This is a genomic window from Shinella sp. GW821-FHT11G07 (genome assembly GCF_058808115.1).
The window spans coordinates 221,162-240,553 of sequence record NZ_JBXARJ010000003.1; the positions used below are offsets into that span (position 1 = coordinate 221,162).

Genomic DNA, 19,392 nt, shown 5'->3' on the forward strand with positions numbered 1-19,392 from the left:
GTCTTCTCTCAGCCCTTGACGCTCTTGAAGGCGGCCTGTGCGGCAGCGAGCCGCGCGATCGGCACGCGGAAGGGTGAGCACGACACATAATCGAGACCTGCCTCTTCGCAGAAGTGGATCGATGCCGGGTCTCCGCCATGTTCGCCGCAGATGCCGAGCTTCAGGTCGCCCCGCGTGCGCCGGCCGCGTTCGGCGGCGATGCGGATGAGTTCCCCCACCCCGTCGAAATCGAGCTGGACGAACGGATCCTGCTCGATGATGCCCTTCTGGATGTAGGTCGACAGGAAGGCCGAGGCATCGTCACGCGAGATGCCGAAGGTCGTCTGCGTCAGGTCGTTGGTGCCGAAGGAGAAGAATTCTGCCGATTCGGCAATGACATGGGCGCGGAGTGCCGCACGCGGCAGCTCGATCATCGTGCCGACGAGATAGTCGATCTCAACGCCGCTCTCGGCGATGACCGCCTTTGCCACGCTTTCGATGCGGGCCTTCACATAGTCCAGTTCCGCCTTCAGGCCGACGAGCGGCACCATGATTTCCGGCACGACGGCGGCACCCGTCGCACGGGCGGCTTCCGCCGCCGCCTCGAAGATGGCGCGCGCCTGCATTTCGGCGATTTCCGGATAGGAGATCGCCAGTCGGCAGCCGCGGTGGCCGAGCATGGGGTTGAATTCGTGCAGCGTATCGACACGCCGGCGCAGCACGGCCTCGTCGATCGACAGCGCCGTCGCCACGTCGGCGATCTCCTCGTCCGTCTTCGGCAGGAATTCGTGCAGCGGCGGGTCGAGCAGCCGGATGGTCACCGGCAGGCCGTGCATGATCTCGAACAGTTCGACGAAGTCCGAGCGCTGCATGGGAAGGAGTTTTGCCAGCGACGCGCGGCGGCCGGCCTCGTCTTCGGCAAGGATCATCTCGCGCATCACATTGATGCGGCTGCCCTCGAAGAACATGTGTTCCGTGCGGCAGAGGCCGATGCCTTCGGCGCCGAAGGAGCGTGCCGCGCGGGCATCCGCCGGCGTCTCGGCATTGGTGCGCACCTTCATGCGGCGCGTGCGGTCGGCCCATTCCATGATGCGGCCGAAATCGCCCGAAAGCTCCGGCTGGAGCATGGGGATTTCGCCCTTCAGCACCTGGCCGGACGAGCCGTCAATGGTGATGATCTCGCCGCGCTTCAGCGTCACGCCATGGGCGACCAGCAGCTCGTTGCGCAGGTCGACGCGCAGCGTGCCGGCGCCGGAAACGCAGGGCGTGCCCATGCCGCGGGCAACGACGGCCGCATGGCTCGTCATGCCGCCGCGCGTCGTCAAAATGCCTTCGGCGGCGTGCATGCCGTGAATGTCTTCCGGGCTCGTCTCGATACGCACGAGGATGACCTTGCGGCCCTCCTCCTGCGCCTGCACGGCGTCCTCCGAGGTGAAGACGATCGCACCCGTTGCGGCCCCCGGCGAGGCCGGCAGGCCAGAGCCGATGACGTCACGGCGCGCGCGTGGATCGATCGTCGGATGCAGCAATTGATCGAGCGAGGCGGGATCGATGCGCGCGACGGCCTCGCCCTCGCTGATCAGCCCTTCCGTCGCCATGTCGACGGCGATCCGCAACGCCGCCTTGGCGGTGCGTTTTCCCGAACGGGTCTGGAGCATCCAGAGCTTGCCGCGCTCGATGGTGAATTCGAGATCCTGCATGTCGCGGTAGTGCCGCTCAAGCCGGTCGCAGATGCCGCAGAATTCGGCAAAGGCCTCCGGCATCAGCTTTTCCAGCGACGGCCGGTCGGAACCGGACGCGATGCGCGCTTCTTCCGTGATGTTCTGCGGCGTGCGAATGCCGGCGACGACATCCTCGCCCTGCGCATTGACGAGAAACTCGCCATAGAGCGAATTTTCGCCCGTCGAGGGATTGCGCGTGAAGGCGACGCCGGTGGCCGACGCATTGCCGAGATTGCCGAAGACCATCGCCTGGACGTTGACCCCGGTGCCCCAGACGGCCGGGATATTGTGCAGGTGGCGATAGGTGACGGCGCGGGCATTCATCCAGCTTGCGAAAACGGCGCCGATCGCACCCCAGAGCTGGACTTCCGGGTCCTGCGGGAACTCTTCACCCAACTCTTCCCGGATGGTTTCCTTGTAGCGCCCGACGACGTGCTGCCACTCGACCGCCGAAAGCTCGGTGTCCTGCTCATGACCGAGCCGGCCCTTTTCGTCTTCCAGGATTTCCTCGAAAACCTCGTGGTCGAGGCCCATGACGACATCGCTGTACATCTGGATGAAGCGGCGGTAGCTGTCCCAGGCAAAGCGTGCATCGCCCGCATCGTGGCCAAGCGCCTGTACCGTGTGATCGTTGAGGCCGAGATTGAGCACCGTGTCCATCATGCCCGGCATGGAGGCACGCGCGCCGGACCGCACGGAGAGCAGCAGCGGCTTTGCCGTATCGCCGAAATTGCGGCCGGTGATCGCCTCCATGTGGCGAATGCCGGCGCGCACCTGGTCCTTCAGGCCCTCCGGCAGCATGCGGCCGTTATCGTAATAGTGGTTGCAGGCGGAGGTAACGATGGTGAGGCCGGGCGGCACCGGCAGGCCGAGATTGCTCATTTCGGCGAGGTTTGCGCCCTTGCCACCGAGCAGATTGCGATCGCCCGCACTGCCTTCGGCACGACCATCCCCAAAGGTATAGACCCACTTCTCCATCGACGCCTCCCCAAATGCGTTTTCTCAATCTACATGAACAGCATGTCTTTGAAAACGCGAGATGATGAGTTTTTTGTTGCATTGCATCAAAATTACGACGGCGATGCAAAATTATAGAAACCAAATATAAAAGCCGTGCTCCTGCGGGAACACGGCTTGTGGCTGGCCAGACAAGGTCGCTCAGTTTCCCTCGATGGAAAGCCCCTGCTCGTTGAGCTTGATCTCGACGCCGTCCGGCTGCTTCTCCTGCTGATAGGCATAATAGGAAAAGCCGGCCACCACGACGATGAGTGCGCCGATGAGCATGTAAAGTGCGTTTCTATCCACGTTTGGTCCCCAGTTGTATCACGCGTCTGCAAAAGCCTGCAGGTGCCCGTAAATGCACGAGGCAAGGCTTTGTTCCGCGCCAGGATCGCGAAACCGACCCGCAAAAAACATCTCGGCGAACATCACCGACATCTTGTGCAAGCCGAGGTGGAAATGGTATTTTTGCGATCACCATAGCCGAGCATGCAGAATGAACGAGGCCATCTGGACGAGGAAGTGTCACTTCCTGCCCGGAAGAGCGAAGCGTTGCCATCTTCTGAAGAAAAACACCCCATGACGCGAGTAGTATTGGCCTCACGATGAGCCTACTCGCCTGAATATTTATTGATGGAAATTGGAGTCAGTTTACAAAACATAGGGAGAGGATCATGCCAACAAGTATCCCCAGTTCATGGATGCCGGATGCCGCCATGAAACGCGTTCATGTGCATTGGACTGCCGGCGGCCACACGGCCAACAGCACGGACAAGAAATCCTACCATATACTTGTCGAGGGCGATGGAAACCTCGTCCGTGGCGACAAATCGATTGCAGCGAATGCTCCGGGCTCTGGAATGACACCTGCTTCCCACACGAAGAATGCCAACACCGGGGCAATAGGCATATCGATGTGCTCGATGACCGGCGCTCGTGAGAGCCCATTTTCCAGCGGAAGCAATCCGCTCCAGGAAATACAGTGGGACACCATGATAAAAGCGGCTGCCCAGTTGGCGAAACGCTACGACATCCCTGTAACCCGGCAAACCATTCTGACCCATGCCGAGGTTCAGCCAACGCTCGGCATATTGCAGAATGGCAAGTGGGATATAACCCGTCTGTCTTTTACGAATGCCTTCGTCGGCCACCGCCCCATTGGCGACGAGATGCGTCGCCGCATTGCCATAGAACTCGACGGATTGAACCCTTCGATGCATGGCGCCCTCTCGTCCGATCTCAGGCTGCCCCGTTTTCGCGTCAAGGGCGTGGCTCCGTCGACGTTGAATTTCAGGTCCAGCCCCGGCGGAGACAAGGTCGGCGAACTGCCGGAGAATACCCTGGTTGAGCGTATCGCCATGCAGCAAGCCTGGTGGCAGGTTCGAACGCCGCAGGGCCATGTCGGGTGGGTTTCGTCCGACTTCCTCGTCGCGGTATCGTAAGACCAGAAAAAGCGACGGCCGAAGCCTAGGATGCCTCGCGTAGCTGCTCGGCCGTCTGCAAGTCCACCGACACCAGCTGCGACACGCCCTGCTCCGCCATGGTGACGCCGAAGAGGCGGTTCATGCGGGCCATGGTGATGGGGTTGTGGGTGATGATGACGAAGCGGGTCTCGGTGGAGGCCGCCATCTCGTCCATCAGGTTGCAGTAGCGTTCGACATTGTGGTCATCGAGCGGCGCATCCACTTCGTCCAGCACGCAGATCGGCGCCGGGTTGGTGAGGAAGACGGCGAAGATCAGCGCCATCGCGGTCAATGCCTGTTCGCCACCGGACAGCAGCGTCATGGTCTGCGGCTTCTTGCCGGGCGGACGGGCGAGAATTTCAAGGCCGGCGTCGAGCGGGTCGCCGCTCTCGATCAATTGCAGCTCCGCCGTGCCGCCGCCGAAGAGGTGGGTGAACAGGCGCTGGAACTGCACGTTGACCACATCGAAGGCGGCAAGCAGGCGCTCGCGGCCCTCGCGGTTGAGGCTCTGGATCGCCGAACGCAGCTTGCGGATCGCCTCGATGATATCCTCGCGCTCGGCGACGATGGCATCGAGTTTCTCGGTCAGTTCCTTCTGCTCTTCCTCGGCGCGCAGGTTGACGGCGCCGAGACGTTCGCGCTCGATCCTCAACCGATCAAGGTCCCTTTCACGATCGCGCGGGTCCGGCAGCGGCGCACCCGCCGGATGCCCCGTGAGCCTCAGCGCCTCGTGCGGTGCGCAGGACAGCGCCTCGCGGATACGCGCCTCACCCTCGACGCGGCGCTCGCGGGCGGAAACGAGGCGTTCTTCCACGCGGCCGCGGGTTTCGCGCGATTCGGCAAGCTGCGAAAGGGCGGTCGTGGCGGTGCGGTCGGCTTCGCGCTGGTGGTTTTCCGCCTCCTGCAAGGCGTCGGCGGCTTCCCGGCGGGCGGCTTCGGCATTGGTCAGGCCGGTCAGCAGTTCGCGGCGTTTTTCCTCGATCTCGTCGGGCGCCTCGGCAAGCCCTTCCATCTCTTCGCGCGCTTCCCCCTCGCGATCACGCAGCGTGGCGATGTGGCTTTCCGCATTGGCGGCGCGGCCCTTCCACGTTTCACGCTCGGCGGAAATCGCCATCAGACGGCGGCGGCGGTCGGCCATTTCGCGAGCAAGGCCGTCATGGGCGGCGCGCGCTTCGGCCAGCGTCGCCCGGTCGGTCGCGACCTCCATCGTGCGGGTGCGGAGGCTAAGGTCGAGATCAGCGAGGTCGGGAGCGTCTTCCAACGCTGCACGCGCATCCTCCAGCGACTGCGCGGCTTCCTCGACCTGCGCCTCGATCTGCACCCGGGTTTCGGCGAGCACGGCGCGGCGGCGGATGAGGTCGCCGGAGGCACGCTCGGCGGCCTCCAGGGCGTCGCGCGCTTCGGCAAGCGTACGGGTGGCGTTGCGTTGCGCCTCGCGCGCCTGCTGCTGGCGCTGCGTCTCGGCGCGGATCACCTCGCCGGCGCGGGCGAGATCGGCTTGCGCATCGGCCAATGCTGCCCGGGCATTGTCCAGCTCCGCCTCGAGTTCGGCGAGGCGGTTCTTCTGTTCCAGGCGAAGGGCGGCAGCACTTGGCGCATCGGCACCGGTGACGTGGCCGTCCCAGCGGACGACGGCACCTTCGCGGGTGACGAGCCGCTGGCCGGCCCGCAGATGCGGCAGGAAGGATAGCGCTTCGGCGATGCTTGCGACGACGCCGATCTGGGCAAGACGGCGGTGCAGCACGTTTGGCGCGCGGACATGGGTGGTGAGCGCGGTCACGCCGGCCGGCAGGTGCGGATCATCGGACATGGTGCCGGTGAGCCGCCAATGCACGGGTGCCGCACTATCGGCGGGTGAATCGAGATCGTCGCCAAGGGCTGCCCCGAGAGCCGTCTCAAACCCGCGATCGACATGCACGTCGTCGACGACCGGCGCAAAGGAACCGTCACCGCTGCCCGCCTCCAGCATGCGGCGAATGGTGCGCGCCTCCGTCTCGATGCCGGCAAGGCGCGCGCGCGCCGTATCGACCGGGCCGCGCAGGGCGGATTCGCTGAAACGGGCTTCCTCCAGCGCCTCCTCGACGGCGACGAGCATCTCGCCGGCCGTCTCCAGCGCCTCTTCCGCCAACTGCACGGCAGCGCGCCGCTCTTCCGGATCGGGAAGATCCGCAATGCGGGCGTCCATCTCATCGAGCTCGCGGGCCTGCGCATCAAGCTGCTGGCCGAGGCGCAGGTGGCGTTCGGACAGGTCGCGGATCGCCTTTTCGAGCTGGTTGCGTGACGCGGATGCCTCGGCCCGCTCGGCGGTGACGGCGGCAAGAGCGGCTTCGCTCTCGGAGAGTTTTGCCGCGGCCTCGTCCATCGTCTCGCGGGCGCTTTCGGCGCGCTCATCCGCCTCAGCGAGAATTTCGCGAATCTCATCCTCTTCTACGAGAAGCCGGTCAAGCACGGCGGCATTGTCAGCCACCATGCGCTCCTCACGAACAATGTCCTCGCCAAGTTGCGCAAGGCGGCGGGTCAGTTCGTCGCGGCGACGCAGCAGTCGGGCGGAATCCTCTTCCAGCTGCGCGCGGGCGATCTGCAGACGCTGGAGCACGGCAGCGAGTTTCGCCTCGTTCTCGCGCAGTTCCGGCAGTTTCAGGCTGGCAATGGCCTGGTCCTTGGCCGCCTGCATCTGCGCATTCGCCCGCTCCGCGACGAGCGAGGTCGCCTGGTTGAGCTGGCTTTCCGCCTCGCCTTCCGCCTCCTTCGCCTGTACCCAACGAATGTGCAGCAGCATCGCCTCGTGGCGACGGATATCGGCGGAGAGCGCCTTGAAGCGGTTCGCCTGGCGCGACTGGCGCTTCAGGCTCTCGATCTGGCTTTCGAGCTGCGAGGTGACGTCGTCGAGCCGTTCGAGATTGGTTTCGGCGGCACGCAGGCGCAGTTCCGCCTCGTGGCGGCGCGAATGCAGGCCGGAAATGCCGGCCGCCTCTTCGAGCAGCTGGCGGCGGGCCTGGGGTTTTGCCTGGATGAGTTCGCCGATACGGCCCTGGCCCACCATCGAGGGCGAGCGGGCGCCGGTGGAGGCGTCGGCGAAGAGCAACTGCACATCCTTGGCGCGCGCTTCCTTGCCGTTGATACGGTAGACCGAGCCGTTTTCGCGCTCGATGCGGCGCGTGACCTGGATTTCGTCCTGGTCGTTGAAGGCGGCGGGCGCGGTGCGGTCGGAATTGTCGAGATAGAGGCCGACCTCGGCGGTGTTGCGCGCCGGGCGGTGGCCGGAACCGGAGAAGATGACGTCGTCCATGCCGGACGCGCGCATGTTCTTGTAGGAATTCTCCCCCATCACCCAGCGCAGCGCCTCGACGAGGTTCGACTTGCCGCAGCCGTTCGGCCCGACAATGCCGGTGAGGCCGCGCTCGATGGCAAATTCGATGGGTTCGACGAAGGACTTGAAACCGAGCACGCGGAGCTTGGTGAACTTCATGCGTTCACCCGTGCCATAAAGCAAAAAGCGGGCGCACGGCTTTCACCGTCGCCCGCCGGAAATCCGGTCGAAGGATCAAAGAAGGCTTTCGATGAGGGCCGACATGGAGTCAACCGACATGTCTCCCGAATAGCGCTTGCCGTTGATCAGGAAGGTCGGGGTCGCTGCGACGCCGAATTCCTTGGCACCGCGTTCACGTACCGCGTTCACATCATCCAGAAGCTTCTGGTTCGTCAAGCAGGCCTGGAAGCTCTCCTGTGTAAAACCGGCGAGTTTCGACATCTGGAGCAGTGCTTCGCGGCCATCCTGTGCGGCGGCCCAGGTTTCCTGCTGCTTCATGAGCATCGAGATCATCGGATAATACTGTGCGGCATCCGTCAGCTCAGCCGGGTTCTGCGGCTTGCAGCGCGCCAGCATGAAGGCGGCAGCGGCACGCGGATCGAACGGGAATTCGCGTACGATGAAACGAGCCTTGCCGCTGTCGACATACTTCGCCTTGATCGCATCGAAGGTATTGTTGTGGAAGGCCGCGCAGTGCGGGCAGGTCGTCGACATGTATTCGACGATGGTGACGGGGGCATTCGCCTCGCCGATCACCATGTCCGGCAGCGCGCCGGGCTTTAGCACTTCCGCCATATCGACGTCGCCCTCAGCGGACGGAACTTCTGCCGCAGGCTTCTGAGCCGTCTCGGCCGGAGTCGTGGTGGTGGTGGTCGTCGTCGTGGAGGTTTCGGTCGCCGTGCCGGTAGACGTTGCAGGCGTCGAGCTTGCGCTTTCGCCGGTCGTCGTCTGGCTGGTCTCGGGAGCCTTGGCGGTCTCCTCCTTCTTCTCGTCGGAGCAGGCAGCCAGCGTCACGGCGAGCGCCGCAACGGCAGCGCCGGTCAGGAGGCGCTTCATCAGGCTCATTTCGGAAAGGGACATGGTCTCTCCTGTCGGAAGGGATAAGAATTCTTGGGTCCATCGACGCAAGCCCGGACGGAAAACCGCTTCGCACCCGAAATTGCTCTTGGCACTCCCGTTATACCTGCTTTGGGGCAGGAACAAGCGGAGTTAAGGCTAGTAACTTCAAAGAATTGTGACCGTTCAATGGTTGCTCACGGCGCTTTTCGGGGCATGCCAAGCACCGCCGTGCCGAGGCGCTTCAGTGCCGCCTTCAGCGCTTCGCCCTCGATGCCCTCGACCAGATCGTCGAGATGGCGGGCTGCCGCGCCGGTCAGCGGGCGCGGCTTCGGCTTGCGGCGCGGCTGTGCCGCCACCGGTTTCTGCACGATCTTGATTTGGCTGATCGCCGGAAAACCGAAGAAGCCGTTGATGCGCTGGATGATCTCGCCCTGCTGATGGCTGAGGAACAGCGCGCGTGCGCCCTCGCAGGCGATCGTCAACACACCCGGCTGGTAGCCGCCGCCCTCGCCCGTCATTTCGGAGGCGCGGCGCGGCCAGGCAATGCGTTCCGGCCGCGTGCAATCGGCAAATTGCGTACCGGCAATTTCATCCCACGAGCCAAGCAGCATCGTGTTGATGCCGGCGCGTTTCGCCAGCACCGGATCGATCAGCGCGTTCGCCACTTCGCTGATCTGGACGATGCCGTATCTCGGTTTTTGGGCTTTGGCGTTCACGTTTTACCTTGTCCCCTTGTTAGGCAATTCGCGACGAAACAAACCGCGTTGTGCGCTTTTGCTGGAATTGCCGGCAGGGAAAATATTCCTGTTTTTACCGCGAAGCACTTGAAGATCGCGGATCACTCCGCCAGTTATAGGCGCTCCGACCCCGTTCAGGCAAATCATGACCCAAGCCCACCGGACAGCGGCGCCCGCCGACCTGCTTCTTGCCTGGTACGACCGGCATCACCGGGACCTGCCGTGGCGGGTGAGCCCGCCGATGGCGGCGCGCGGCATCGAACCCGATCCCTACCGGATCTGGTTGTCCGAGGTCATGCTGCAACAAACCACGGTGCAGGCGGTCAAATCCTATTTCGCGCTGTTCACCTCCCGCTGGCCGACGATCACCGATCTCGCGAAAGCCGACAATGAAGACGTGATGAAGTCCTGGGCGGGACTTGGCTATTACGCACGTGCCCGCAACCTCAAGAAATGCGCCGAGACGGTCGCCTTCGAGCATGGCGGCGTGTTTCCCGATACCGAGGACGGGCTGAAGGCGCTTCCTGGCATTGGCGACTATACGGCAGCGGCGATCGCGGCCATCGCCTTCAACCGGAAAAGCGCCGTGCTCGATGGCAATGTCGAGCGCGTCATCTCGCGCCTGCATGCCATCACGACGCCGCTTCCTGCAGCAAAGCCGGAAATGCGGGCGCTGGTCGCTGCGATGACGCCGGAGGATCGCCCCGGGGATTTCGCCCAGGCGATGATGGATCTCGGCGCGACGATCTGCACGCCGCGGCGACCCGCCTGCGCGCTCTGTCCGTTCAATGCGAACTGTCGCGTGCTCGGCCGTGAAGACCCCGAACTGTTTCCGCGCAAGGCAGCGAAGAAGGAAAAGCCGGTGCGACTGGGTGCCGCCTTCATCGCCGAGGACGAGACGGGCGCGGTTTTCCTGCGCAAGCGGATCGAGAGCGGTCTGCTCGGCGGCATGACGGAAGTGCCGGGCAGCGCCTGGACGGCGCGCATCGATGGCGAGACCGGCACCGATGCCGCACCGTTTCAAGCGAACTGGCAGGCCTGCGGCACCGTCACCCATGTCTTCACGCATTTCGAGTTGCGCCTCACCATCTACCGTTCCAAGGTGCCGCGGAATGCCGGCGCCGGTGAAGGATGGTGGCAGGCAAAGGACACGCTCGATGGCGAGGCACTGCCGACCGTCATGAAGAAGGCAATAAAACAAGCCATACCCGACGCGTTTCAAACGACGAGGACAGCATGAGCAGCATCGAAATCAGACACGTCGTCTTCGACATCGGCAAGGTGCTGATCCATTACGACCCGCACATCCCTTTCGCCCGCCTGATCCCCGATGATGCCGAGCGCAACTGGTTCTTCGCCAATGTCTGCACGCACGACTGGAACCTCGAGCAGGACCGCGGGCGTGACTGGGCGGAGGCGGAAGCCCTGCTGATTGCGGAACATCCCGACCGCATCGAGCAGATCCGCGCCTTCCGCAGATACTGGCACGAAATGGTCTCGCATGCCTATGTGGAGAGCGTCGCGATCATGGAGACGCTCATCGCCGAAGGTCATGACGTGACCATGCTCACGAATTTCGCCGCCGATACGTTCAGGCAAGCGCGCCAACTCTTCCCCTTCCTCGACATGCCACGCGGCGTGACGGTTTCCGGGGAGATCGGCCTCATCAAGCCGGACCTTGCGATCTACGAGAAGCACAGCAACGACTTCGGCCTCTCCCCCGCCCATACGCTGTTCATCGACGACGCGCCGGCGAATGTCGAAGGTGCCCGGAATGCCGGCTGGCACGCTGTCCAGTTCACCGACCCGGAGAAGCTGAAGAGCGACCTTGCGGCACACGGCATTGCGCTTTGATTGAAGGCATCTGCTGAAACCGAAACGCCCGGAGCTTTGCGGCTCCGGGCGTTTTCACTTTTCCGGGACTGAAGGTACAAAAACCGGAAAAGCGATATCCGGCCTGCCCGGCCGGTTGATCGGCCTTGGCTTTCCGCAACGATTTCCGTTGCTTGGCCTGACGTGTTTACCAGATCACAGTAAGCGCCTGATGGTTAACATCACCTGAATCGCGCCCGTGGAAGTTGGGGGGATCCCGTCAAATGACGCGCGCGGCCTCCCCTCAAAAGCCACAGCCCCCGGTGCAGGGAACACCGGAGGCCGCGGCTGGAGAAAGCGTGTTTCGTGGGCGACAGGCCTATTCGATGCCGGCCATGCCGGCGCGCACGACGGCGCGCAATGCATCGATCGGCTTCAGCGCGGCACCTTCCGCATAGTGCCAGAAGGTCCAGCCGTTGCAGGCATCATGGCCCTGGACGCGGGCGCCGACGCGGTGGATGGAGCCGACATCGCTGCCCGAGGCGAGCGTGCCATCGGCCCGAACGATGGCGCTGTAGCGGCGGCGTTCATCCGTCAGCACCGTGCCGGGCGCGATCAGGCCGCTTTCGATCAGCGTGTTGAAGGCGACGCGCGGTTCGGCCTTCTTGCCGGTCATCACGGACAGCATGCCGCTGCCGAGCGGTTCGACGGCGTCGATGCGTTCACGCGCGGCGTCGATATAGGCCTGTTCGCGCTCGATGCCGACGAAGTGGCGGCCGAGGCGTTTTGCGACCGCACCCGTCGTGCCGGAGCCGAAGAACGGGTCGAGCACCACGTCACCGGGCTTGGAAGACGCCATCAGGATACGGGCGAGCAGCGCTTCCGGCTTCTGCGTCGGATGCACCTTCTTGCCGTCCGCATCCTTCAGGCGTTCGCCGCCGTTGCAGATCGGGAACAACCAGTCCGAGCGCATCTGCACGTCGTCGTTGGCAGCCTTCATGGCATCGTAGTTGAACGTATAGCCCTTGGCCTTCGGATCGCGGGTCGCCCAGATCATCGTCTCGTGCGCGTTCTGGAACCGGCGGCCCTTGAAGTTCGGCATCGGGTTCGCCTTGCGCCAGATGACGTCGTTCAGGATCCAGAAGTTGAGGTCCTGGAGCGTGGCGCCAACGCGGAAAATATTATGGTAGGAGCCGATGACCCAGATCGTGCCTGATGGTTTCAGCACGCGGCGGCAGGCGAGCAGCCAGGCGCGGGTGAAGGCATCATACGCTTCGAAGGAGGCGAACTGGTCCCATTCGTCATCGACGGCATCGACCAGCGACTGGTCCGGCCGGGTAAGCATGCCGCCGAGCTGGAGGTTATACGGCGGATCGGCAAAGATCACGTCGACGGACTGATCCGGCAGGGCCTCAAGGGCTGCAACGCAATCTCCCTTGATGATCGAGTCAAGCCAACCGCTTTTGCGGGGCGAACGGGAGACGTCTGCAAGCGAAAGAACAGATGGCATTTGATACTCGCTGATACGCTTACTCGGGGCTGAACTGATCCTTATGGTTACCGAAGATGGTTACCAAAGACTGAAAGGATTGGAGAAAAAGCGAAATTCGTTCCGCGGCGGGACCTTTGACGGAATTCAAGCAGCCGCGAATAGATGGTCCTTCCCGTCCGTCATTCGATGAACATGCCGCGCCCCTGCCGGCGTGAACAACCGGGTTTTCCGGGGGACCGAGGAGAACGATGTGCGACTGAAGACCGTCTTAATGCTTCTGGCGGGGCTTCTTGCCGCCACGCAGACGATCGCCGCCGACAAGACGATGATCGTGCTCGATGCATCCGGCTCCATGTGGGGACAGATCGATGGTCGCGCCAAGATCGACCTCGCCCGCGAGACGCTGGGCACGGTGCTGAAATCCGTGCCGGTCGGAACGGAGCTCGGCCTGATGGTCTATGGCCACCGTGAAAAGGGTTCGTGCAGCGATATCGAGCTTGCCGTGCCGCCGGGTGCGGGAACCGAGGATGCCATCAATTCCTTCGTCGCCGGCCTCAGCCCCAAGGGCAAGACGCCGATTTCGCACGCTGTCGAACAGGCGGCCGATATCCTCAAATATACCGAGGACAAGGCGACCGTCGTGCTGGTGACGGATGGGCTGGAGACCTGCGAGGCGGATCCTTGCGCGCTTGCCTCGGCGCTCGAAAGCAAGGGGGTAGACTTCACCACCCACGTCGTCGGCTTCGGTTTGACGGAGGAAGAAGGCAGGCAGGTCGCCTGCCTTGCCGAAAACACCGGTGGCAAATATTTCCAGGCCTCCGACGCGACACAGCTCGTCGCGGCACTGACGGAGACGGTGGCGGAAGCGCCGATGTCGAAGCCTGTGCAGGAAGTGGCGGTCGCGGAGCCCGAGCCGGCGCCGGCAATCGAATTCAACACCGAGCTCGACAGCGTGCTGTCCGAAGGCGGGCCGTCGCTAGGCGACAACAACGATGTCTTCTGGGAAATCTACAAGGCTGACGCGAACGGAGCGCCTGCCGGCGACTATATCGAAAGCCAGTACAAGGGCGCGTTTTCCGGCAATTACCCGCCGGGCAAATACATTGCCGTTGCCACGTTGCAGAGTTCGATCAAGCGCCAGGCGCCCTTCGAGGTGAAGGACGGCGCAGTGGCAAAGCCCTTCGTGAACTTCGATGCGGCCCGGCTGGTCATCATGCCGAAGCGCACACCTGACGATGCCGACGCCGATCCCAACGCGGCAATCGAAATCGCCTTCGGCGACTATTCCACGACCTATTACGGTACGGCAAAATTCTACGCCTCCGCCGGCGAGGTGAAGCTCAACGGTTCCATCGGCCCGGCCAAGGTGTTGGAAACCCTGAGCGTCAAGGCGGGCGAGACGATCGAGCGCGATCTCGTCATCGGCTCGGGCATCGTGCTCAACAAGGCGATCTATGCGGAAGGCGGGCCGGAGGTCGATTCCGGCAACATGTTCTTCGAGGTGGTGGAGGCCACGAAGGCCATCGACGGCTCGCGCAAAAGCATCGCCAACAGCTACGGCACCGGCACGAAGATCGACGTTCCACCCGGCGACCATGTGCTGACGGCGAAGCTCGGCCTGGCAACCGGCGAAATCCCCTTCAACCTCAAGGCCGGCGAGATGAAGGAGGTCGTCGTCAACATCGATGCCGGCGTGCTAGCGATCACGGCACCCAGCGCCTACAGCATCGAAATCCTCAACGCCAAGAAGGATATCCAGGGCAACCAGAAGTCCATGTCGACCAACTACGGCGCCGAATACCAGGAAACGCTACCGCCCGGCGACTATGTCGTCGTGGTGAAGTATGAGGGCGACGTGGCGCCGAAGGAGGCGAAGGCGACGGTCAAAGCCGGGGAGCGGTCGGAAGTGACGGTGCAGTAGGCGAAAATGATGGGAAGCCCATACGACACTCCTCTCCGTTGTCATCCTCGGGCTTGACCCGAGGACCCATGCCAAAAGGTTGGCGTTTGCCGTGGAAGTGGATCCTCGGGTCAAGCCCGAGGATGACGATGGAGAGGGTTGAGGGCGTTGTGAACGCAACCCGAAGGCGTTCGGAACGAACTGGAACGGCCGGCCGTGAGCGGCCATCTGCTTTCACGCCGCATGAAAACTTCGACTATCCTCCGGCGCCTGATCCCGATCGTTCAGCCCGTAGTCCCGCACCACGCTCGCGATGCGCAGCCTGTAGGCATCGAACACGCCGTGGCGGCCGAGGGATTGGGCGGCGCGGTGTTCTTCGGTCGTGCGCCAGGCCTTCACCGCCGCTTCGTCGCGCCAGAAGGACAGCGAGAGCAGGCGCGTCGGGTCGGTGAGGCTGCGGAAGCGCTCTATGGAAATGAAGCCGTCGATATCATCGAGCAGCGGGCGGAGGTCGCGTGCGGTTTCGAGATAGCGGTCCATGCGGCCGGGGGCCGGCACCACTTCGAAGATGACGGCGATCATGGGGTCACCTTCGGTGCGTGCGGCAGCGAGACGTTTTTCAGGAAGATGCGGTCTTCCTTCAGGATGAAGCGCTCACTTCTGGCAAATTCGTAGTTTTCCCGGCCGAGCGGATCGGTGACAAGGCGTGCGCGATAGGCCTCGTAGGCGGCGAGGTTTTCGATGTTGTAGACACCGTAGGCGGTGGTGGCGGAGCCCTCGTGCGGGCCGAAATAGCCGATCAGGTCGGCGCCGCAGCGCGGGATCGCCTGACCCCAGTTGCGGGCGTAAGTGGCGAAGGCGTCCTTCTTGAAGGGGTCGATCTCGTAGCGGATGAAGCAGGTGATCATCGTCATCTCTCTTTGTGTTTAGCAATCCCGGACACAAAACCGCTCGGGCATTTTTGCTGGAATTGCTTCGTTTGCGATGACGTGTTTTCCCATATTGCCCGACGTGAATGCTTCGGCTAACATCGAAGTATGAAAGAAGGACCGGACATTTCCCAGATCGGCGCGCTCATCGGTGATCCCGCCCGCGCCAACATGCTGACCGCCTTGATGGGCGGGCAGGCGCTGACGGCGACCGAGCTTGCCGGTGCCGCCGGCATCACCTTGCAGACCGCAAGCTCGCACCTTTCCAAGCTGGAGGCCGGCGCGCTTATCGCCCAGCGCAAGCAGGGCCGGCACCGCTATTTTGCGCTTGCCGACGACGAGGTCGGCCTGCTGCTCGAAAACATCATGGGATTTGCTGCCAATCGCGGGCACCTGCGTACCCGCCCGGGGCCGAAGGACCCCGCGCTTCGCAAGGCGCGCGTCTGCTACAACCACCTCGCCGGCGATTTTGGCGTGCGCATGCTGGACCGGCTGGTGGCGGACGGCGACGTGACGCTCGATGGCGACGATGCCGCGCTGACGCAATCCGGCGAGGCCCGCATCGCCGCCATCGGCATCGACGTCCCTGCCCTTCGTGCCCAACGCCGCCCCGTCTGCCGCACCTGCCTCGACTGGAGCGAACGGCGTTCGCATCTCGCCGGATCGCTTGGCGAAGCGCTGCTCGGCCGTTTCATCGCCGACGGCTGGGCGAAGCGCGAGAAGGACAGCCGCGCCATCCGCTTCACGGCGGAGGGTGAACGACGCTTCGTGGCGCTGTTTCCGTGATGGACGGTCATTGAAAACTTGTCGCAAAATCAGGGACGAGCCTGAAGGCCGCCCCTGATTTGCAACACCTGGAGCCTCGCGCCCTACAGGACGAAGTACCCTTTCTGAAGGGCGAGTGCATCGTCCAGATGGATCGCAAAATCCGCCTTCCGGTCACCGTTCACGTCGCCATAAATGTAGGTATCCGATGTCATCCTGTCGTAGGTCAGTTCGCCGGCCTTGCCGGTGAAATCCCGGGTGCCGATGAAGTCGAAAGCCTGGTTGCCCGAAACCTTCGTGTTGGCATCGATGGATGAGAGGTTGATGCGGTCGGTGCTGGTGAAGTCGAAGATCGTGTCCCTGCCGGCTCCCCCGACCGTCGATTCGCCGATCGACCTGAAGACGAAGGTGTCGCCGTCGGCTCCGCCTGAAAGATCGTCCGCGCCGATCCCCCCAACGATCACGTCCTTGCCCGCGCCCCCGGAGAGGACGTCGTCTCCGCCGTTGCCGGTCAATGTATTTGCCGCAGCATTGCCGCGGATGACGTTTCGCCCGTCATTGCCCACGCCGCCGATCGCGCTGCTGCCGGTCAGCGTGAGGTTCTCCTGGTAATTGCCAAGCCGCCAGCTGACCGAGGATTGAACCATGTCCGTCCCCGAATCGAGATAGTCGAAGCGGAAGCTGTCATTGGCATTGTCGATGAAGTAGGTGTCGTTTCCGGCGCCGCAGACGAAGGTATCGGCGCCCGTTCCACCGTCCATCGTGTCGTTGCCCGCACCGCCGTCCATGATGTCATTGCCCGAGCCGCCGGACAGAAAGTCATTGGCGGCACCGCCATTCATGGTGTCGTTGCCGTCTTGTCCATAGAGGCGGTCGGCGCCGTCGGCCGAAGCGCCCAGATCGGCACCATCCAGGGTATCGTTGCCCGCACCGCCATAGAGGATATCGGCCCCGTCGCCGCCGGCCATGTCATCGTTGCCGGCACCGCCGTAAAGCGTATCTGTCCCGGCGTCACCGTACAGTTCATCGATCCCCGCGCCGCCGTAGAGACGGTCGTTGCCTGTACCGCCATAGAGATAGTTGTTCGACTGCGCGGCATAGGTCTCATTCTCGATATCCGCCCAGAGAACGTCGTTTCCGGCGCCTCCGTACAGGTAATCTCCGCCGGTGCCGCCGACAAGCAGATCGTTGCCGGCATCGCCGTGGAGCCGGTCGTGGCCGCCCTGCCCGTAAATCCTGTCGTTGCCGGCATCGCCATAGAGCGTGTCGGATCCACCCTTGGCGTTGTATTGCCAGTTGGGCTCATCGAAACCGGTATCACCGAAGATGCGGTCATCGCCATCTCCGCCATAGGCAACGTCGCCTTCGGTGGTTTCCTTCGGGTTCTGGTAGATGTCGCCGAAGATGACGTCGTTGCCGCCGAAACCGCGAATGGCGCCTTTAACGTTTGCGCTGTCGGCATCTACGAAGTTGTCGTAGGTCCCGTCGCCCAGAACGCGCGCCGTGCCCCACAGGAGGTCATTGCCATTGGTACCCGTGATCTTGCCCTTAGGATCCCTTGCCATGTCGATCTCCCGATGGAACTGTTGCTGACAACGCCCCCGCACTATAGGGCAGCGCCGTAGCCCCCCTGTTCCGCAGGTAACAGCGTCCTTTGCTAAAATACAACCCGCACGCGCGCGCCTCGCAACACAGGGTCGCGAACAAGGCAGCCCTGTCATTCTGGCAATTGTCGCGTCGTGCCCTTTCGTGTAGGGAAGCCGCGCCTGCCGGGCCTTTGCCCCCCATCTGGAAAGACGACGACATGGACGGTTTCGACCTCATCATCTTCGACTGCGACGGCGTTCTGGTCGATTCGGAAATCATCGCGGCGGAAGTGGAATCGCGGCTGCTCACCGAGGCGGGTTACCCGATCAGCGTCGAGGAGATGGGCGAGCGCTTCGCCGGCATGACCTGGCACAACATTCTTCTGAGCATCGAACGCGAGGCCGCCATTCCGCTCTCCGCCTCGCTGCTCGACAAATCGGAAAAGCTGCTCGATGCGCGGCTTGCCGCCGAGGTGAAGGTGATCGACGGCGTCAAGCTGATGCTCTCACGCATCCGCAAGCCCTATTGCATCTGCTCGAACTCATCCTCGCATCGCCTCGACATGATGCTCTCGAAGGTCGGCCTCAAGCAGGTTTTCGCACCGCATATCTATTCGGCCAAGGATCTCGGGCCGGACCGCGTCAAGCCGAAGCCGGACATCTTCCTGCATGGCGCTAAGCAGTTCGGTGCCGACCCGGCCAACACGCTGGTCATCGAGGATTCGGTGCATGGCATTGCGGGTGCGCGCGCCGCCGGCATGCGCGTCGTCGGCTTTACCGGCGCCTCGCACACCTATCCCTCCCATGCCGACCGCCTGACGGAAGCCGGCGCAGAGACGGTGATCTCGCGCATGAGCGAGCTGCCCGGCGTGATCACGGCGCTTGCCGAATGGCAGGAAGCGATCTGAGCGCTTTCACCTGCAGGACATGAAAAAGGCCGCGGAAGCTATCTTCCGCGGCCTTTCTTTCGAATTGAAGCAAGCGATTACTTCGTATTGTACGGGCCTTCGTCGAAGCCGACATAGACCTTCGTGAAGCCACCGGAACCGCCCGGCAAGGCGATGTTGGCCTGGGTAAAGATGAACTGGCCGGCCCCGATATCGACAGAATGTTGCACGAGTTCGGAATAGAGCGTCTTCTGTTCGTCCGTCGCGGCGACCCGGATCGGCACATTGACAGTACCGCCCGTGCCGGCCGGTCCCTCGACCACGCGGCCCTGCACCATGACGGTCACGACGAGCTGGTTTTCGTTCAGCACGCACTGGCGCGTCGAATCGGCGAGCGTCACCTGATAGAGCAGCTTCTGCGGATCGTCCTTGGCGCCCTTGGCATAGCGGCGCAGCACGGCCGTGCCATCCCGCAGGTAGACCTGCGGGCAAGAGCCCTGCACGACCGCGGTGCCGGTCTGCTGCTGGTGTGCGGTCTGCACACCGGATGGGTCGGTCGTCACGCCCATGTTGGAATTGTCGGTCTGGTTGCAGCCGGCGACGACAGCAAGAAGGGAGATGCCGAGAAAGCGGCGGATATTCAGTCCAAACACGTTACTTGTACCCCTGCGATCAGGCCCCGCCCCCGGCGACCAAGCCTTTCGGAACTCTTTTAGCGGGTCTTTTCACGACCCTAGGCGATGGTCTATAGCA

The 19,392-nt window shown here is 63.1% G+C and carries 16 protein-coding genes; 6 read left to right on the plus strand and 10 right to left on the minus strand.

Annotated elements, in window-relative coordinates:
- Nucleotides 1-8 precede the first annotated feature (8 nt).
- Both ppdK and AC1RT2_RS07525 read right to left on the minus strand, forming a co-directional pair.
- A complete protein-coding gene (gene ppdK / locus AC1RT2_RS07520; RefSeq protein WP_493100786.1) occupies nt 9-2,678 on the minus strand; it encodes a pyruvate, phosphate dikinase in 2,670 nt (889 codons plus the stop codon).
- Nucleotides 2,679-2,858: 180 nt separating this feature from the next.
- Nucleotides 2,859-3,005, minus strand: a complete 147-nt coding sequence (locus AC1RT2_RS07525) for a hypothetical protein (protein ID WP_171902405.1) — start codon at nt 3,003-3,005, stop codon at nt 2,859-2,861.
- Between the two features lie 368 nt (nt 3,006-3,373).
- On the opposite strand from AC1RT2_RS07525, the gene AC1RT2_RS07530 reads away from it, so the two are divergent.
- Nucleotides 3,374-4,141 (plus strand): N-acetylmuramoyl-L-alanine amidase, encoded by a 768-nt coding sequence (locus AC1RT2_RS07530; RefSeq protein ID WP_493100789.1) that lies wholly within the window; start codon nt 3,374-3,376, stop codon nt 4,139-4,141.
- A 25-nt stretch (nt 4,142-4,166) separates the two neighbouring features.
- On the opposite strand, the gene smc is transcribed toward AC1RT2_RS07530, so the two are convergent.
- From smc to AC1RT2_RS07545, 3 genes are all read right to left on the minus strand, one after another.
- Nucleotides 4,167-7,631: a chromosome segregation protein SMC gene (gene smc / locus AC1RT2_RS07535; protein ID WP_493100791.1), complete on the minus strand. Its 3,465-nt coding sequence runs from the start codon at nt 7,629-7,631 to the stop codon at nt 4,167-4,169.
- A gap of 75 nt (nt 7,632-7,706) precedes the next feature.
- Complete coding sequence (locus AC1RT2_RS07540) at nt 7,707-8,552, minus strand: DsbA family protein (protein WP_069059534.1); 846 nt, start codon at nt 8,550-8,552, stop codon at nt 7,707-7,709.
- 173 nt (nt 8,553-8,725) lie between these two features.
- Complete coding sequence (locus tag AC1RT2_RS07545; RefSeq protein ID WP_069059535.1) at nt 8,726-9,247, minus strand: DUF721 domain-containing protein; 522 nt, start codon at nt 9,245-9,247, stop codon at nt 8,726-8,728.
- Nucleotides 9,248-9,413: 166 nt separating this feature from the next.
- On the opposite strand from AC1RT2_RS07545, the gene mutY reads away from it, so the two are divergent.
- Both mutY and AC1RT2_RS07555 read left to right on the plus strand, forming a co-directional pair.
- Nucleotides 9,414-10,508 (plus strand): A/G-specific adenine glycosylase, encoded by a 1,095-nt coding sequence (gene mutY, locus AC1RT2_RS07550; protein ID WP_493100793.1) that lies wholly within the window; start codon nt 9,414-9,416, stop codon nt 10,506-10,508.
- Nucleotides 10,505-11,122 carry an HAD family hydrolase gene (locus tag AC1RT2_RS07555; RefSeq protein ID WP_493100795.1) on the plus strand — a complete coding sequence of 206 codons (618 nt, stop codon included), beginning with the start codon at nt 10,505-10,507 and terminating at the stop codon, nt 11,120-11,122. The genes mutY and AC1RT2_RS07555 overlap by 4 nt, the downstream gene beginning before the upstream one ends.
- Nucleotides 11,123-11,459: 337 nt before the next feature.
- On the opposite strand, the gene AC1RT2_RS07560 is transcribed toward AC1RT2_RS07555, so the two are convergent.
- Nucleotides 11,460-12,590, minus strand: coding sequence for a site-specific DNA-methyltransferase (locus tag AC1RT2_RS07560; RefSeq protein WP_493100796.1), 1,131 nt, complete (start codon nt 12,588-12,590; stop codon nt 11,460-11,462).
- Nucleotides 12,591-12,822: 232 nt separating this feature from the next.
- Between AC1RT2_RS07560 and AC1RT2_RS07565 the strand changes: the two genes are divergently transcribed.
- The gene (locus AC1RT2_RS07565; protein WP_493100798.1) at nt 12,823-14,493 is read left to right on the plus strand and encodes a vWA domain-containing protein; all 1,671 of its coding nucleotides are present in this window, start codon (nt 12,823-12,825) and stop codon (nt 14,491-14,493) included.
- 213 nt (nt 14,494-14,706) lie between these two features.
- On the opposite strand, the gene AC1RT2_RS07570 is transcribed toward AC1RT2_RS07565, so the two are convergent.
- Together AC1RT2_RS07570 and AC1RT2_RS07575 are read right to left on the minus strand one after the other, a co-directional pair.
- The gene (locus AC1RT2_RS07570) at nt 14,707-15,054 is read right to left on the minus strand and encodes an antibiotic biosynthesis monooxygenase family protein (protein ID WP_493100800.1); all 348 of its coding nucleotides are present in this window, start codon (nt 15,052-15,054) and stop codon (nt 14,707-14,709) included.
- On the minus strand, nt 15,051-15,380 hold the full coding sequence (locus AC1RT2_RS07575; protein WP_069061483.1) for an NIPSNAP family protein: 330 nt from the start codon (nt 15,378-15,380) through the stop codon (nt 15,051-15,053). The genes AC1RT2_RS07570 and AC1RT2_RS07575 overlap by 4 nt, the downstream gene beginning before the upstream one ends.
- A gap of 129 nt (nt 15,381-15,509) precedes the next feature.
- On the opposite strand from AC1RT2_RS07575, the gene AC1RT2_RS07580 reads away from it, so the two are divergent.
- Nucleotides 15,510-16,187, plus strand: a complete 678-nt coding sequence (locus AC1RT2_RS07580; protein WP_160861543.1) for an ArsR/SmtB family transcription factor — start codon at nt 15,510-15,512, stop codon at nt 16,185-16,187.
- A gap of 83 nt (nt 16,188-16,270) precedes the next feature.
- On the opposite strand, the gene AC1RT2_RS07585 is transcribed toward AC1RT2_RS07580, so the two are convergent.
- Nucleotides 16,271-17,731, minus strand: coding sequence for a calcium-binding protein (locus AC1RT2_RS07585; protein ID WP_493100802.1), 1,461 nt, complete (start codon nt 17,729-17,731; stop codon nt 16,271-16,273).
- Between the two features lie 239 nt (nt 17,732-17,970).
- Between AC1RT2_RS07585 and AC1RT2_RS07590 the strand changes: the two genes are divergently transcribed.
- On the plus strand, nt 17,971-18,660 hold the full coding sequence (locus tag AC1RT2_RS07590) for an HAD family hydrolase (RefSeq protein WP_069059542.1): 690 nt from the start codon (nt 17,971-17,973) through the stop codon (nt 18,658-18,660).
- Between the two features lie 77 nt (nt 18,661-18,737).
- Here AC1RT2_RS07590 and AC1RT2_RS07595 read toward each other — a convergent pair whose 3' ends face one another.
- Complete coding sequence (locus AC1RT2_RS07595) at nt 18,738-19,292, minus strand: hypothetical protein (RefSeq protein WP_069059543.1); 555 nt, start codon at nt 19,290-19,292, stop codon at nt 18,738-18,740.
- Nucleotides 19,293-19,392 lie beyond the last annotated feature (100 nt).